Here is a 16,081-nt window from a genome sequence, read left to right as displayed (position 1 = left end):
CTTTATTTTATTAAAAAACAGCGCAGAAATGGAGTTTTGTATGAAGAAAATATTACATCTCATATTTGGAAGATTTTTTGTAGTAGCCATGGCGATCATTTTACAGGTGTTATGGTTATGTGTTGTATTGTGGCAGCTTAGCTACAAGTTCACATATGTCAATCTGCTCGTACGTGTGATCGCGATTATTGTCGTACTTGTCATCGTCAATAAATGGACAAATCCGGCGAATAAACTTTCGTGGACATTTTTGATACTGCTTTCACCGGTTTTCGGACTTATGGTATATCTGTTGTTTGGAAGATCAGGTCTGACAAAACATACCAGAGAGAGAATGGATGCAGTTAACCGACAGGTAGAAGCCTTGTTTCAGAGAGATACCGCAGCAGAAGAGAAATTGGAAAAAGAAAGCCGGTCGGCATATCTGCAGTCATCTTATATTGATAAATGGGCAGGCTTCCCTTTATACCAGAATACACAGACGAAATATTACAGATGCGGGGAAGAAATGTTCCCGGATATGTTAGAGGCATTGCGTGGTGCAGAACATTTTATTTTTCTCGAATATTTTATCATCGAGGAAGGGTATATGTTTAATACAATCCTGGATATTCTGGAAGAAAAGGCAAAAGCAGGAGTGGATGTGCGATTTATCTATGATGATGTCGGCAGTATCAATTCTATTTCCTTTGGATATTATAAGAAGCTGCAGGAGAGAGGAATCCCCTGCGTGACATTTAACCCATTTAAACCGTTGATCTCTGTGGTGATGAACAACCGTGATCACAGAAAGATTTTTGTGGTGGACGGTTATATCGGATTTACAGGTGGAATCAACCTTGCAGACGAATACATCAACAAAGTACAGAGATTTGGCTACTGGAAAGATACCGGAGTCAGGATTGAGGGAGAGGCTGTCTGGAGTCTTACGGCAATGTTCCTTGAAATGTGGAACTATATTAATCGTTCCACAGAAGATTACAGCAGGTTTCTGCCATCGGTATATCAGCAGAAAAAAACTGATTCGGATGGGTTTGTGCAGCCATATGGAGACAGTCCTCTGGATAATGAAAATGTCGGAGAAAATATTTATTTAAATATCATAAGCCGTGCAAAAAAATATGTATACATTTTCACACCGTATCTGATCATAGACCATGAGATGCTGATCTGCCTTTCTAATGCGGCAAAGAGCGGTGTGGATGTAAGAATTGTGACACCGGGAGTGCCGGATAAAAAAGCAGTTTATCTTCTGACACAGTCATATTATGAACCGCTTTTAAAAAATGGTGTAAGGATCTTTCAATATACACCAGGATTTATCCATGCAAAATGTTTTGTCTGTGATGATGAAATTGCAACAGTCGGCAGTGTGAACCTTGACTACCGGAGTCTGTTTTTACATTTTGAATGTGGTGTATTTATGTATCAGTCTAAGGCAGTCATGCAGGTAAAAGAAGACTGCCTTAAGACATTTGCTGAGTCAGAGGAGATGGACGTTGCATTCTGCAGGGAGAGAAAACTTCCGGTACGTATGGTGCAAAGTCTGATGCGTCTGTTTGCACCATTGCTGTAGCATATGATGATGGGACTGGAAAAAATATATAATGTACATCGTTTGAAATGTCTCATGGAACAAAGTACAGGAGGGTGCGGCAAAAATAATCTTTATATTCTGCAGCATTAACTGTATCTGTATATACGATACTGACACTGCCGATGGGTGTTCCGTTCAGGAAATACACCGCTTTTCCGGCAGTGCCGCCTTTTTTTACAGGCGCTGTCACACTTTCTGGCAGTTCTATGCTTTTGGTAATGCCGGAAAGATCACTTCCATCTGTTGTCATATACTGAAAAGGTCTTTGGTAGATGATGCCGACAGAATCAGCAAGGCCTTTTTCTACCGGAAGGGCGTCTAGTTTATCTTCATGATTGTCACAGTAGATCCTGCATTTCCCAAATCCGTAATTTAACAGTGATGTAGCATCAGCAGAGCGGGACTTGATATCGGGTGCACCCATGATGACAGCAATCAGTTCCATGCCGTCTTTTTTTGCAGTTGCAGAAATACAGTACATGGCAGTATTGGTAAATCCGGTTTTCAGACCGGTGGCGTACTGGTAATGCTTGATCAGTTTATTGGTGTTGGTCAGCCCAAACTCAGAGGAACCTTTTGCAGTAGTGTGGGTGATATTTTCCATCCAGATCGTACAGTAATCGTGGATTTTCGGATATTTTGTGATCAGTTCGCGTGACATTAAGGCAATATCGTTTGCACTGGTCATATGCCCATCGGCGTCTAAACCACAACAGTTGATAAATGTGGTATCATTCATGCCGAGCCCTTTGGCACGTTCATTCATCATGCGGACAAATTCTGACTCTGAGCCGGCAATATGTTCTGCCATGGCAACACAGGCATCGTTCGCACTTGCGACACTGATGCATTTGATCATCGTATCGACGGTCTGTGTTTCGCCTGGTTCTAAAAATACCTGTGAACCTCCCATGCTGGCTGCGTGCTCGGAGACAGTCACAGTATCATCGAAAGAAATCTGTTTTGAGGAAAGAGCATCAAAAATCAAAAGCAGAGTCATGATCTTGGTGACGCTTGCCGGATGTCTCGATTCGTGGGAGTTTTTTTCATAGACAATGGCTCCGGTAGATGCCTCCATTAAAATTGCACTTGGTGCGGAAATATTTAAATCAGCAGCCGGTACAGTTTCTGTATTAGAGCTAAATGAGATAGAGTCTGCTGTGCCCGGAGTGAAACAGGAAGATACAGGAAATAATGTGCTTTGCATAAAAAGATTAAGACTAAGCAGAAAGGAAACCACAAATTTCAAAAATATGCCCTCCGTAGGGTTCTGTTATAATTTATTTTAGGAGTACGGGATGTACATTATGCATAAAAATCTTGAATTTTACAGGAATCCACGGTAAAATCATTATTTGTGGAATGAGAGGGTGTTACATAGATGGAATTAACAGTAAAGCTTCAGGTGTTTGAGGGTCCACTGGATCTGCTTTTACATTTATTGGAAAAAAATAAAGTAAATATATATGATATTCCGATCGTGGAGATTACCAGCCAATACATGGAATATATTGCTGAGATGCGCAGACAGGACTTAAATGTGATGAGCGAATTCCTTGTGATGGCGGCGACATTACTTGATATTAAATCCAAAATGCTGCTTCCTGCAAAAGAAAGTGAAGATGAGCAGGAGGAAGACCCAAGAGCCGAACTTGTGCAGCAGTTATTGGAATATAAAATGTATAAATGTATGGCATATGAACTTAAGGATCGTCAGATCGATGCGGAAAAAGTCCTGTATAAAGTACCGACGATTCCGCCGGAAGTGCTTGCATATGAAGAACCGGTAGATGTGAATGAACTGATGTCCGGTATCACACTCGCAAGATTGAACGATATATTTCAGTCTATCATAAAAAAACAGGCGGACAAGATCGATCCGGTCCGCTCTAAATTTGGAAAAATTGAGAAAGAGGAAGTGTCACTTTCCGATAAGATGTCGTATGTGGAAGAGTACAGCATGCATCACGGACATTTCTCATTCCGGAGCCTTTTAGAAGCGCAGTCCGGGAAAATGGAAGTGGTTGTGACATTTCTTGCAATATTAGAACTGATGAAAATGGGAAAGATAGTTGTTTCGCAGGAATACACATTCGATGATATAAAAATTGAATCAAAAATTGCTGCGTAGCTGCAGAGCAAAATGGGGACTGGCATGGAAGAAAAGAAATATGAAGCAATCGTTGAGGCAATCCTGTTTACGATGGGAGAGTCAGTGGAATTGGAACGCATAGCAAAAACACTCGAACTTGATACAGAACAGACAAAAAAGATCGTGGAAAATCTGATGAAACGCTATGAAAATGACAGTATCGGGATCAAGATCATGGAACTTGACGGTTCTTACCAGATGTGTACAAAAGGAGAAATGTATGAATATCTGGTAAAAATTGCCAAACAGCCGAAAAAACATGTGTTGACCGATGTTTTACTTGAGACGCTGTCGATCATCGCCTACAAACAGCCGATCACAAAAGCAGAAATTGAAAAGATAAGAGGGGTTTCCTGCGACCATGCAGTAAATAAACTGGTAGAGTATAATCTGGTATGTGAATTGGGAAGACTTGACGCACCGGGCCGTCCGTTGCTTTTTGGAACGACAGAAGAGTTCTTAAGGAGCTTTGGTGTACATTCGATAGATGAACTCCCTGTGCCAAGTCCGGTCCAGGTTGAGGAATTTAAACAGGAAGCAGAAGCGGAAATGCATATGAAACTGGATATCTGATCCGGTTTTATATGTATTTTTTTTGATGTAAATGCACATGTTTTTGATGTTGTGTACATAAGGATTGATGAAATACTTTTTTGGAGTTTTGCATATGTGGAAAAAGCTGCTGGCGTGGATACTTATTACTGTAATTTTAATTGGAAACGGTATACAGGTGGTGGAAGCTTTTGAACAAAGTGGGAATGTGCAGATGGAGAAAATAATGGGAGAGCCGGATCAGAATTCTTTGTATGCAAGGTCGGCAGTGCTCATGGACGCGGATTCCGGACGTATCCTGTATGAAAAAAACGGACATCAGGCGATGGCAAATGCGAGTACAACAAAAATTCTTACCTGTATCATTGCACTTGAGAAATGTGAGTTAGACAGTGAAGTGACCGTGAGTGCACTTGCAGCTTCACAGCCGAAAGTACATCTTGGTATGAGGGAAGGACAGCGTTTTTATCTGAAGGATCTGCTGTACGGACTGATGTTAGAATCTTATAATGACTGTGCAGTGGCAATCGCTGAACATATCGCAGGCACAACGGCTGATTTTGCAGCAATGATGAACGATAAAGCAAAAGAGATCGGCTGTGAGGACAGCTATTTTATTACACCAAACGGACTGGATGCAAAAGATGAAGACGGTTTTCACCATACGACAGCGGCGGATCTTTCGCTGATTATGCGGTATTGTATCAAAGGTTCTAAGATGGCGGGACAGTTTCTTACGATCACACAGGAAGGGCAATATCAGTTTCATGATATGGATGGGAAAAACAGTTATACCTGTTACAATCATAATGCGTTTTTGCAGATGATGGATGGGGCATTGTCCGGTAAAACCGGGTTTACCGGTAATGCGGGATACTGTTATATAGGCGCATTACAGCGTGATGACAGGACTTTTATTGTAGCACTGCTTGCCTGCGGGTGGCCGAACAATAAAACATATAAGTGGGCAGATGCGAAGAAACTTATGCAGTATGGAATTACAATGTTTAAAAAAATAAAACTGGATGAGATTGAGCTGAACACAAAGGAATCTGCTGCTGTAGAGGTGAAAGGCGGGCAGAGCAAAAAGATCGGTGGAGAGGTTAGAACAGAACTGGAAATATCACCGATAGAAGGACTGACAGCACTGCTGATTGGAAATGAGCAGGAAATACAGGTAAAGTATGAAGTGACGCCAAAACTTTATGCGCCGGTAATGAATGGGGATTTTGCAGGAGAAATTACATATCTGCTTGGGGATGAGATTCTGGCAAAACGTACAGTTACGGTAAAGGAGACGGTAAAAAAAATAGATTTTTTCTGGTGCATAAAAAAAGCAGCCGAATTATTTCCGCTGTAAATGCCCAAAACACTATGTATGTGAAAAAAAACTGTCAAAAAATTAACAATTCACTTGAAAATTTGTCGCCGACCATCTATAATTTATCCTAGCGGAATTTGTTATATTTTTACATTATTCACTATGTACCATGTCGAAAGATGTGGTAACAAACTTTATAGATGGAGGGCAAAAAGGATGAATAGTAGTAATGATAGCTTGGCAATGCAGCGTATTACCAAGTTAGTCGATGAGAACAGTTTCATGGAAATCGGTTCTCTCGTAACCGCAAGAAATACAGACTTTAATCTTGCAGACACAGATACACCGTCCGATGGTGTAATTACCGGACACGGTCTGGTAGATGGTAATCTGGTATTTGTATACAGCCAGAATGCAGCCGTATTAAACGGTACTATCGGAGAGATGCATGCAAAGAAGATTGCAGCCGTATATGATATGGCAATGAAAATGGGAGCACCGGTGATCGGATTTATCGATTGCGCCGGAATGCGTTTACAGGAATCTGTTGATGCATTAAACGGATTTGGTGAGATCTACGCAAAGGAGGTCGCAGCATCCGGCGTTGTTCCACAGATTTCCGCTATTTTCGGAAGCTGTGGCGGTGGACTTGCAGTAGTACCTGCATTATCTGATTTTGCATTTATGGAGAGCAAAGGAAAAATGTTCATCAACTCCCCGAATGCGATCGATGGCAACCGTGTTGAAAAATGCGATACATCCTCAGCAGAGTTCCAGAGTGAGAAGAATGGCTGCATCGATGCAGTTGGAACAGAGGATGAGATCATTGCACAGATTCGTGAGTTAGTAAGCATTCTTCCTTTAAATAACGAGGGAGATGTATATACATCTGAATGTGAGGATGATTTAAACCGTGCATGTGAGAACATGGCAGCTATGAAAGGTGATCCGAGATATTTACTCAGCGAGATCTCTGACGGACATGTTTTCTTTGAGACAAAGAAAAACTACGCAAAAGACATGGTAACCGGATTTATCCAGTTAAACGGAATGACAATCGGCGCAGTTGCAAACTGTTCAGAAGTTTATGATGAAGAAGGCAAAAAAGCAGAAGAGTTCTCCGGAGCTTTAACAGCAAGAGGATGCAACAAGGTAGCAGAGTTCGTTAATTTCTGTGATGCATTTGAGATCCCTGTATTGTCTTTAACAAATGTAAAAGGATATGCAGCTACTGTATGTGCAGAAAAAGGACTTGCAAAAGCACTTGCACGTATGACTATGGCGTTTGCTGATGCAACCTGCCCGAAAGTTAACGTAATTACCGGAAATGCAATCGGAAGTGCTTATGTGACAATGAACTCCAAAGCAATCGGAGCAGATTTTACATATGCATGGACAGATGCAAAGATCGGTATGATGGATGGAGATCTTGCAGCTAAGATCATGTACGCAGATGCATCTGCAGACGAACTTGCAGCAAAAGCAAAAGAATATGATGCATTACAGTCTAGTGTCATGACTGCAGCAAGACGCGGTTATGTAGATCTTATTTTAGATCCGGCAGACACCAGAAAGTACCTTGTAGATGCATTTGAATTATTATATACAAAATGTGCAGGTGTACCGGACAAGAAACATGGAACAAAATAGAAAGGTGAAGTTATGAAGAAAAAATTATCTCTTATGCTTTGTCTTTGCTTTATGGTTCTGGCAATGACAGCATGTGGAACGGATCCTAAGAGCGTTGATTATTTTGGTATGAGCTATTCTGATATTCAGGATAACATGGAGCAGACAGTATCTGCGCTTGTTTCATTTTCAGATGAAGATATACAAAGCGGTGCAGAATATTATGATTCCAACGGAATGGATGCGTTTGCCCATTTACTGACATCCTGGGGTGAAACAGTTCCGGATTTAGGTTCATATCAGGGACTTGGAGAGCTTACTGTGACGAAAGCACAGAAAACTGTGACTGCAGATCAGGTTTTACATTTCTCAGACAGAGATGTAGTTGTTTCATATGTATATGAATATAATTACGAAACAGAATCACCGGAACTTACAGATGCCAGTGCAGATCTTGTGTATTCACTTGGTGAGAAAATGGAAAAAGCCGGCATGAATACATTGATGGGAATGGGAACCGTATTCGTAGTTCTTATCCTGATCAGTCTGATCATCAGCTGCTTTAAAGTAATTCCGTATTTACAGAACAAAAAAGCAAATGCTGGTGCAAAGAAAGAAGTGGCAGATCCTGTAGTAGACCAGATCGAACAGCGTGAGGAAGCAGCTTCTCTTACCGACGATTTAGAACTGGTTGCAGTTATTTCTGCAGCGATCGCAGCGGCAGAAGGAACGTCAGCAGATGGATTCGTAGTACGTTCTATTCATAGAAGATAGACGAAAAAAGACAAGTTATAAAATAGTATGTCGTTAAAAAAGTAATGATCACAGGAGGATGATTCAATGAAAAGCTATACAATTACCGTAAATGGAAATGTTTATGATGTTACTGTAGAAGAAAATGGTGCAGTAAGCGCACCGGCAGCAGCACCGAGACGTGCAGCAGCTCCGGCACCGGCAGCAGCTCCGAAGGCAGCAACTCCGGCAGGTGGCGCAGGCAATGTTAAGATCGAAGCAGGTGCAGCAGGAAAAGTATTTAAGATCGAGTCTTCTGTAGGCGCATCTGTAAAGAAAGGTGACACAATCTTAGTTCTTGAAATCATGAAAATGGAGACACCGGTTGTTGCTACCGAAGATGGTACTGTAGCAAGCATCAACGTAAGCGTTGGTGATATGGTAGAAGCAGGTGCATTACTGGCAACTTTAAACAACTAATTTTAGGAGGATAACAATGAGTTATTTTACTGAGACAATGGGCAACCTCCTTCATCAGACTGCCTTTTTCAACCTGACATGGGGAAATTTCGTAATGATCTTAGTTGCATGTATTTTCCTGTATCTGGCTATTGCAAAAGGGTTTGAACCGTTGTTACTCGTTCCGATCGCATTTGGTATGCTTCTGGTAAATATTTATCCGGATATCTTTGCAACTCCGGAACAGATGAGTAACGGTGTCGGTGGTTTATTCCATTATTTTTATACCTTAGATGAATGGTCAATCCTGCCATCCCTTATTTTCCTTGGCGTTGGTGCGATGACCGATTTTGGACCTCTGATCGCAAACCCGATCAGCTTCCTTTTAGGAGCAGCAGCACAGTTTGGTATTTTCGGCGCATATTTCCTTGCAATCCTGATGGGATTCAATGATAAAGCAGCAGCAGCCGTTTCTATCATCGGTGGTGCAGATGGTCCTACTTCCATTTTCCTTGCAGGAAAACTTGGACAGTCTGGTCTTATGGGTCCGATCGCTGTAGCAGCATACTCTTACATGGCATTGGTGCCGATCATTCAGCCACCAATCATGAAGTTATTTACAACGAAAAAGGAACGTGCCATTAAGATGCAGAATTTACGTCCGGTATCCAAACTTGAGAAAATCTTATTCCCAATCGTGGTAACCGTTGTCGTATGTCTGATCCTTCCGACCACAGCTCCGCTCGTTGGTATGTTAATGCTCGGTAACCTGTTCCGTGAGTGTGGTGTTGTCCGTCAGTTATCTGAGACAGCATCTAACGCATTAATGTATATCGTAGTTATCTTACTTGGTACATCCGTTGGTGCATCCACAAGTGCAGAGGCTTTCTTAAATGCAACAACCTTAAAGATCGTTGCACTTGGACTGATCGCATTTATGTTCGGTACAGCAGCCGGAGTATTATTCGGTAAATTACTCTGCTTCATTACAAAAGGCAAGATCAACCCGCTCATCGGTTCTGCCGGTGTATCTGCAGTTCCTATGGCTGCACGTGTATCACAGAAAGTTGGTGCAGAGGAAGATCCTACGAACTTTTTACTTATGCATGCAATGGGACCAAACGTTGCCGGTGTTATCGGTACAGCAGTAGCAGCCGGTGTATTCATGGCAATCTTTGGAATTTAATCAGACAGCGGAACAAAAACAGATTCGCTGTATAAGGAGGAAAAAATGGCTGAAGTTGTTAAAAAACCTTTAAAAATAACAGAGACAGTACTGCGTGATGCTCATCAGTCTCTGATCGCAACAAGAATGACAACAGAGCAGATGCTTCCAATCGTAGATAAAATGGACAAGGTTGGATTCTACGCTGTTGAGTGCTGGGGAGGCGCTACTTTCGACGCATCCCTTCGTTTCTTAAAAGAAGATCCATGGGATCGTCTTCGTAAATTAAGAGACGGATTCAAAAATACAAAATTACAGATGTTATTCCGTGGACAGAATATCTTAGGATACCGTCCGTATGCAGATGACGTGGTAGAGTATTTCGTACAGAAATCTATCGCAAACGGTATTGATATCATCCGTATTTTTGACTGTCTGAATGATCTTCGTAACCTTCAGACAGCAGTAAGCGCATGTAACAAAGAAAAAGGACATGCACAGGTTGCTTTATCTTACACACTTGGTGATGCTTATACCTTAGATTACTGGACTGATATGGCAAAAAGAGTAGAGGATATGGGAGCTGATTCTGTATGTATCAAAGATATGGCAGGACTTTTAGTTCCTCAGAAAGCAGACGAACTGGTTCGTGCGATCAAAGATGTGATCGATATCCCATTGGAGTTACATACACACTATACATCCGGTGTTGCTTCCATGACATACATGAAAGCAGTTGAGGCAGGATGCGATATCATTGATACAGCAATGTCTCCATTTGCACTTGGAACATCCCAGCCGGCTACTGAAGTTATGGTAGAGGCATTTAAGGGTACAGAGTTTGATACCGGTTTAGACCAGAACAAACTGGCTGAGATCGCAGATTACTTCCGTCCGATGAGAGAGGAAGCATTAGAGAGCGGTCTGATGAACCCGAAAGTATTAGGTGTAAACATCAAGACTTTATTATATCAGGTACCGGGTGGTATGTTATCCAACCTGATCTCCCAGTTAAAAGAGCAGGGCAAAGAAGACAAATACGAGGAAGTACTTGCAGAAGTACCACGTGTTCGTAAAGATCTCGGTGAGCCACCGCTTGTTACACCTTCTTCACAGATCGTTGGTACACAGGCTGTATTTAACGTATTAATGGGTGAGCGTTACAAAGTAGCTACCAAAGAGACAAAAGACGTTCTTCTCGGAAAATATGGTCAGACTGTAAAACCGTTCAATCCGGAAGTTGTCGATAAAGTATTAGGTGATGAGAAGAAGAATGCGATCACATGCCGACCGGCAGATCTGTTAGAGCCAGAACTTGACAAGATTGAAGCTGAGATGAAACAGTGGAAACAGCAGGATGAGGATGTATTATCCTACGCATTATTCCCACAGGTTGCAACTGAGTTCTTCAAATACCGTGAGGCACAGCAGAAAAAAGTAGATGCAACAATCGCAGATACAAAGAATGGTGCATATCCGGTATAATCAGAAATAATATTGACAAAAGATGTCATAACAGTATCTTAAGATACTGTTATGGCATTTTTTTGTTTTGCAGAATGAACAATGTGAAATATTGCTTTTTGTATAAAAAAGAATTAGAATCATCCTATAAATTTTAAAGGATATGAAAAAATGAATGATTTTGAACGAAAGACTTTGCCAAAAAGTGGCATAGATACGGAAAACTGGTTTATAGAGAGTTATCAGAGACATAAAGGACATCCGATACAGATCCTGATAGCACTTTATAAAGGAAATTATCATAAATTTGTTATGGCTGTGATCTGTTTTTTTATAAAACATGCCTGCGTGTGGGTTCTTCCGATCATAACTGCAAATATTATCAATGATGTCACGACTGCAAATCCGGATACAGTCAGAAATATCTGGTTTAGTGTAATTCTTGAAACTGGTCTGATCGCACTGAATATTCCGATGAATTATCTTTATACATCTTATAAAAGTCTTGCAACGCGTTATGTGGAAACAGGACTCCGGAAAGCATTGATCCGGAAATTGCAACAGTTGTCAATTGCTTATCATGTGGAGACGCAGTCCGGCAGACTGCAGTCGAAGATCATGCGTGATGTGGAGGCTGTTGAAACACTTTCTACACAGATGTTCTTAAGTATTTTAAATATTGCGTTAAATATCGGGGTCGCACTGGTCGTTACAGCGTCGAAAAGCAGGATTGTGTTTGTCTTTTTCCTGCTGACTACTCCGGTTGCTGCAATTACCATGGTTTCGTTTCGTTCTGTCATGAAAAAACGTAATACGGAATTTCGAAAAGAAATGGAAGAAACGTCCGCTCGTGTGATGGAAATGGTGGAACTTGTTCCGGTGACAAGAGCGCATGCCTTAGAGGATGAAGAAGTACACAAAATGAGTGGACAGCTTTTTGCAGTTGCCGAAAAAGGATATAAACTGGATCTTGTACAGGCATTGTTTGGCTCGGTTGGATGGGCTGTATTTCAGGTGTTTCAGGTCGTTTGTCTTGCATTTACCGGCTATCTTGCGCTGCGCGGACGTATCATGGCGGGAGATATTACTCTTTATCAGAGCTATTTTGCAACAGTTGTCAATCAGGTGTCTGCAATCGTGACGCTTCTCCCGACAATCGCAAAGGGAATTGAATCTGTTAATTCCATTGGTGAAGTGCTTCTTTCAGAGGATGTGGAACAGAATGAAGGCAAAAAACAGTTGGAGGATGTAACTGGAACTTTTGATTTCTGCGATGTTTCTTTTCATTATAAGAACAGTGATAAACCGGTGCTGAACCATTTTAATCTTCATATAAAACAGGGAGAGACAATCGCATTAGTCGGGGAGTCCGGTGCGGGAAAATCAACCATTTTGAATCTTGTGATCGGATTTCATCTTGCGGATGGGGGAAAAGTTCTTTTAGATGGTAATGATATGAAAGAAATAGATCTGCGTACATACAGAAAGCATCTGGCTGTTGTACCGCAGACATCCATTTTGTTTTCCGGAACTATCCGTGAAAATATTACATATGGGAACGAACATGTTACGGATGAAGAATTAGAACGTGTCATCCGGGCAGCAAATCTTACAGATCTGATGGAAAGTCTTCCACATGGGGTTGATACTGTAGTTGGAGAACATGGAGGAAAACTTTCAGGAGGACAAAGGCAGCGTATAGCAATTGCAAGAGCACTGATCCGTGACCCTGAAGTAATCGTTCTCGACGAAGCTACGTCTGCTTTGGACAGTATTTCTGAGAAACTGATACAGGAAGCACTTGGAAATCTTACAAAAGGACGGACAACATTTATAGTTGCACATCGTCTGTCGACGATCCGGGATGCGGATAAAATAGCGGTTCTTGCAGATGGACATTGTGTGGAATATGGTACATTTGAGGAGCTGATGGAACAAAAAGGTGAATTTTACAAAATGAAAATGATTCAAAGCTGACAAAAAGAAAAAGTTTTGGTATAATAGAAATGTTGGTGTGCAAAGACATATCACAAATTGCAGACAATGTCATAATCATGACAGGAACGAGGGGTTATGGGCAGTAAAAATGATTTGAGTAATCGGATCAACGAGTCATACAGTAAATTGAGCAAGGGACAGAAACTGCTTGCCACTTATATTACGGATAACTATGATAAAGCAGTATTTTTGACAGCAGCAAAATTAGGTGAGGTAGTCGGAGTCAGTGAATCCACGGTAGTACGCTTTGCCATGCACCTTGGTTATCGGGGATATCCTGAATTTCAGAATGCCTTAGAGGAACTGGTGCGTAATAAATTAAATTCTATCCAGCGTATGGAAGTTACCTATGGCAGGATCAGCCAGTCAAAAATATTAGAATCTGTTTTAAAGTCAGATGCGGAAAAGATTAACAGTACACTGGAAAAAATAGACCAGACAGCATTTGAAATGGCGGTGGATACCATTTTACATGCAAAACACATTTATATAATAGGAATCAGAAGCTGTGCACCGCTTGCGTCATTTATGGCATTTTATTTTACTCTGATGTTTGAAAACGTACATCTGATACAGACAAGCAGTTCTAGTGAAATCTTTGAACAGATGGTACGTATCGGAAAAGAAGATGTGATCATTGGTATCAGTTTTCCAAGATATTCCATGCGTACACTAAAAGCAATGGAGTTTGCGAACAACCGCAGTGCGAAAGTTATTACATTAACAGACAGTGTACATTCGCCAATGAATTTATATTCTTCCTGCAACCTGATCGCGGACAGTGACATGGCTTCTATTGTCGATTCACTGGTTGCACCGCTCAGTGTGATCAATGCCCTGATCGTTGCTCTTTGTATGAAAAAGCAGAGGGATGTGGCAAAGACGTTAGAAATGTTAGAAGGAATCTGGGATGAATATCAGGTTTATGAAAATGATGAGATCAATGCGATTGATGATTCGATAAAAATGCGATATGCTAAAATAGGAGACAGCGATTTTCATGAATAAAATCATTGTAATAGGTGGAGGACCGGCTGGAATGTTTGCTGCGATCGCTGCAGCAGAAGCGGGAAGTCAGGTTACACTGCTTGAGAAAAATGAAAAATTAGGAAAGAAACTATATATCACCGGGAAAGGACGCTGCAACATCACCAATGCAGGAGATATGGATAATCTCTTTGCTAATATCATGACCAATGCAAAGTTCTTGTACAGTGCGTTTTATTCTTATGATAATCAGAGAGTAATTGATTTTTTTGAAAGAAACGGACTTCGGACGAAGATAGAACGTGGAAACAGAGTGTTCCCTGTTTCAGATCATTCTTCAGATGTGATCGCCACATTACAAAAAGTGCTGAAAGAGAAAAAAGTAAAGATAATGCTGCATACACAGGTGCAGAGCCTGTTAGAGGAACCGTCTGTGGATGATATGTCCCAGAATGTTGTCACCGGGGTGAAGTTAGAAGACGGCACTACAATGCAGGCAGATGCGGTGATCGTTGCAACAGGCGGATTTTCCTATCAGACAACCGGATCTACCGGGGATGGTTACCGCTTTGCAAAGGAGATGGGGCATACGGTAACGGATATCCATCCGTCGCTTGTTCCCTTTCTTGCAAAAGAGGAATATGTGCAGCAGATGCAGGGACTGGCTTTAAAAAATGTAGAAGTGCGTATTTTAAATGGAAAGAAATTGTTATATCAGGAGTTCGGCGAGATGTTGTTTACGCATTTTGGCGTCAGCGGGCCATTGCTTTTGTCGGCAAGTGCGGCGATAAAACCGTCTCTTACGGCAGGAGAACTTTCCATGTTTATAGATCTAAAGCCGGCACTTAGCGAAGAACAGTTAGACCATCGCCTGCTGAGGGAGTTTGATGAGGCAAAAAATAAACAGTTTAAAAACTCGATTGGAGGACTTTTCCCTGCAAAAATGATCCCGGTAATGCTTGAACTTAGCGGAATCGATCCGGAGAAGAAAGTCAATGAGATCACAAAAGAAGAACGCAGATATTTTATCGGACTGATCAAGGCATTTCCTGTTACACTTTGCGGATTGCGCGATTTTAATGAGGCAATTATCACAAAGGGTGGCGTAAAGGTCAAGGAAGTGAATCCGTCCACGATGGAATCAAAACTGGTACCGCATTTATATTTCTGTGGAGAAGTGTTAGACCTTGATGCGATGACAGGTGGTTATAATTTACAGATTGCCTGGTCGACTGGATATCTTGCGGGGGTATCTGCTGCGCAGACAGAAAAATAAGGCATTTAAAAATTATGCTTTTACAAGATGCAAAAAGCATATCTGGTTAAGATAGAAGGAGAAATAAAAAATGAGTATGAATATTGCAATTGACGGACCGGCAGGGGCAGGAAAAAGCACGATCGCAAAGCGCCTGGCAAAAAAACTTGGTTTTATCTACGTGGATACGGGAGCAATGTACCGCGCAATGGCGTATTATTTTTTACAGCATGATATTGATGCAAAAGATGAGAGTGCAATTGCGGCTGCCTGTCCGGATGTAGATGTTACGATTACCTATGAAAACGGCGAACAGCAGGTACTTTTAAACGGAGAGAATGTAAATGGTGTGATCCGTAATGAGGAAGTTGGAAATATGGCATCATCCACAAGCGTTTATCCGGTAGTCCGCGAAAAGTTAGTTGAGCTGCAGCGTCAGCTTGCAAAATCAGCAGATGTGATTATGGATGGAAGGGACATCGGAACATGTGTGCTTCCGGATGCCCAGGTGAAAATTTATCTGACAGCAAGTTCGGCAACACGTGCGAAACGTCGTTTCGATGAATTGACGGAAAAAGGTGTAAGCTGTGATCTTGCGGAAATTGAGAAAGATATCATCGACCGCGATTACCGCGATATGCACCGCGAAACATCACCGCTCTGTCAGGCAGAGGATGCTGTTTTAGTTGACAGCTCGGAAATGAATATTGATGAAGTGGTAGATGCCATTTATCAGGTTTATCTGAAGGCAGAAAAGGAAGTATAAAAAG

The 16,081-nt window shown here is 41.5% G+C and carries 14 protein-coding genes; 13 read left to right on the top strand and 1 reads right to left on the bottom strand.

What is annotated here, in order from left to right:
• Positions 1–40 precede the first annotated feature (40 nt).
• A complete protein-coding gene (gene cls, locus DXA60_RS08930) occupies positions 41–1,576 on the top strand; it encodes a cardiolipin synthase (protein WP_117920922.1) in 1,536 nt (511 codons plus the stop codon).
• 52 nt (positions 1,577–1,628) lie between these two features.
• Here the strand turns inward: cls and DXA60_RS08925 are convergent, their stop codons facing one another.
• Positions 1,629–2,846 (bottom strand): D-alanyl-D-alanine carboxypeptidase family protein, encoded by a 1,218-nt coding sequence (locus tag DXA60_RS08925; RefSeq protein ID WP_117920921.1) that lies wholly within the window; start codon positions 2,844–2,846, stop codon positions 1,629–1,631.
• 132 nt (positions 2,847–2,978) lie between these two features.
• On the opposite strand from DXA60_RS08925, the gene DXA60_RS08920 reads away from it, so the two are divergent.
• The 12 genes from DXA60_RS08920 to cmk all read left to right on the top strand — a co-directional run bounded on the left by DXA60_RS08920 (position 2,979) and on the right by cmk (position 16,077).
• Positions 2,979–3,728 carry a segregation and condensation protein A gene (locus DXA60_RS08920; RefSeq protein ID WP_117920920.1) on the top strand — a complete coding sequence of 250 codons (750 nt, stop codon included), beginning with the start codon at positions 2,979–2,981 and terminating at the stop codon, positions 3,726–3,728.
• A 24-nt stretch (positions 3,729–3,752) separates the two neighbouring features.
• The gene (scpB, locus tag DXA60_RS08915) at positions 3,753–4,322 is read left to right on the top strand and encodes an SMC-Scp complex subunit ScpB (protein WP_117920961.1); all 570 of its coding nucleotides are present in this window, start codon (positions 3,753–3,755) and stop codon (positions 4,320–4,322) included.
• A 94-nt stretch (positions 4,323–4,416) separates the two neighbouring features.
• Positions 4,417–5,661 (top strand): D-alanyl-D-alanine carboxypeptidase family protein, encoded by a 1,245-nt coding sequence (locus DXA60_RS08910; RefSeq protein WP_117920919.1) that lies wholly within the window; start codon positions 4,417–4,419, stop codon positions 5,659–5,661.
• 177 nt (positions 5,662–5,838) lie between these two features.
• Positions 5,839–7,272 carry an acyl-CoA carboxylase subunit beta gene (locus DXA60_RS08905; protein WP_117920918.1) on the top strand — a complete coding sequence of 478 codons (1,434 nt, stop codon included), beginning with the start codon at positions 5,839–5,841 and terminating at the stop codon, positions 7,270–7,272.
• A 12-nt stretch (positions 7,273–7,284) separates the two neighbouring features.
• A complete protein-coding gene (locus DXA60_RS08900; protein ID WP_117920917.1) occupies positions 7,285–8,025 on the top strand; it encodes an OadG family transporter subunit in 741 nt (246 codons plus the stop codon).
• Positions 8,026–8,091: 66 nt separating this feature from the next.
• On the top strand, positions 8,092–8,463 hold the full coding sequence (locus DXA60_RS08895) for a biotin/lipoyl-containing protein (protein WP_055193116.1): 372 nt from the start codon (positions 8,092–8,094) through the stop codon (positions 8,461–8,463).
• A 16-nt stretch (positions 8,464–8,479) separates the two neighbouring features.
• Positions 8,480–9,628, top strand: a complete 1,149-nt coding sequence (locus DXA60_RS08890) for a sodium ion-translocating decarboxylase subunit beta (protein ID WP_055193117.1) — start codon at positions 8,480–8,482, stop codon at positions 9,626–9,628.
• Between the two features lie 45 nt (positions 9,629–9,673).
• Positions 9,674–11,092, top strand: a complete 1,419-nt coding sequence (locus tag DXA60_RS08885) for an oxaloacetate decarboxylase subunit alpha (protein WP_117920916.1) — start codon at positions 9,674–9,676, stop codon at positions 11,090–11,092.
• Between the two features lie 150 nt (positions 11,093–11,242).
• Positions 11,243–13,048, top strand: a complete 1,806-nt coding sequence (locus tag DXA60_RS08880) for an ABC transporter ATP-binding protein (protein ID WP_117920915.1) — start codon at positions 11,243–11,245, stop codon at positions 13,046–13,048.
• 96 nt (positions 13,049–13,144) lie between these two features.
• The gene (locus DXA60_RS08875) at positions 13,145–14,077 is read left to right on the top strand and encodes a MurR/RpiR family transcriptional regulator (protein WP_117920914.1); all 933 of its coding nucleotides are present in this window, start codon (positions 13,145–13,147) and stop codon (positions 14,075–14,077) included.
• Positions 14,070–15,332, top strand: coding sequence for an NAD(P)/FAD-dependent oxidoreductase (locus DXA60_RS08870; RefSeq protein WP_117920913.1), 1,263 nt, complete (start codon positions 14,070–14,072; stop codon positions 15,330–15,332). Before DXA60_RS08875 ends, DXA60_RS08870 begins: the two co-directional genes overlap by 8 nt.
• A 70-nt stretch (positions 15,333–15,402) precedes the next feature.
• Positions 15,403–16,077, top strand: a complete 675-nt coding sequence (gene cmk, locus DXA60_RS08865; RefSeq protein ID WP_117920912.1) for a (d)CMP kinase — start codon at positions 15,403–15,405, stop codon at positions 16,075–16,077.
• Positions 16,078–16,081 lie beyond the last annotated feature (4 nt).

The organism is Roseburia sp. OF03-24 (assembly GCF_003463035.1).
GTDB lineage: Bacteria > Bacillota > Clostridia > Lachnospirales > Lachnospiraceae > Roseburia > Roseburia rectibacter.
This window is presented reverse-complemented; position numbering and strand designations above follow the sequence as displayed.

Coding starts and splice junctions, on each gene's coding strand:
- DXA60_RS08920 (WP_117920920.1), top strand. CDS start 2,979: ATGGAATTAACAGTAAAGCTTCAGGTGTTTGAGGGTCCACTGGATCTG.
- scpB (WP_117920961.1), top strand. CDS start 3,753: ATGGAAGAAAAGAAATATGAAGCAATCGTTGAGGCAATCCTGTTTACG.
- DXA60_RS08900 (WP_117920917.1), top strand. CDS start 7,285: ATGAAGAAAAAATTATCTCTTATGCTTTGTCTTTGCTTTATGGTTCTG.
- DXA60_RS08910 (WP_117920919.1), top strand. CDS start 4,417: ATGTGGAAAAAGCTGCTGGCGTGGATACTTATTACTGTAATTTTAATT.
- cmk (WP_117920912.1), top strand. CDS start 15,403: ATGAGTATGAATATTGCAATTGACGGACCGGCAGGGGCAGGAAAAAGC.
- cls (WP_117920922.1), top strand. CDS start 41: ATGAAGAAAATATTACATCTCATATTTGGAAGATTTTTTGTAGTAGCC.
- DXA60_RS08905 (WP_117920918.1), top strand. CDS start 5,839: ATGAATAGTAGTAATGATAGCTTGGCAATGCAGCGTATTACCAAGTTA.
- DXA60_RS08890 (WP_055193117.1), top strand. CDS start 8,480: ATGAGTTATTTTACTGAGACAATGGGCAACCTCCTTCATCAGACTGCC.
- DXA60_RS08870 (WP_117920913.1), top strand. CDS start 14,070: ATGAATAAAATCATTGTAATAGGTGGAGGACCGGCTGGAATGTTTGCT.
- DXA60_RS08875 (WP_117920914.1), top strand. CDS start 13,145: ATGGGCAGTAAAAATGATTTGAGTAATCGGATCAACGAGTCATACAGT.
- DXA60_RS08880 (WP_117920915.1), top strand. CDS start 11,243: ATGAATGATTTTGAACGAAAGACTTTGCCAAAAAGTGGCATAGATACG.
- DXA60_RS08885 (WP_117920916.1), top strand. CDS start 9,674: ATGGCTGAAGTTGTTAAAAAACCTTTAAAAATAACAGAGACAGTACTG.
- DXA60_RS08895 (WP_055193116.1), top strand. CDS start 8,092: ATGAAAAGCTATACAATTACCGTAAATGGAAATGTTTATGATGTTACT.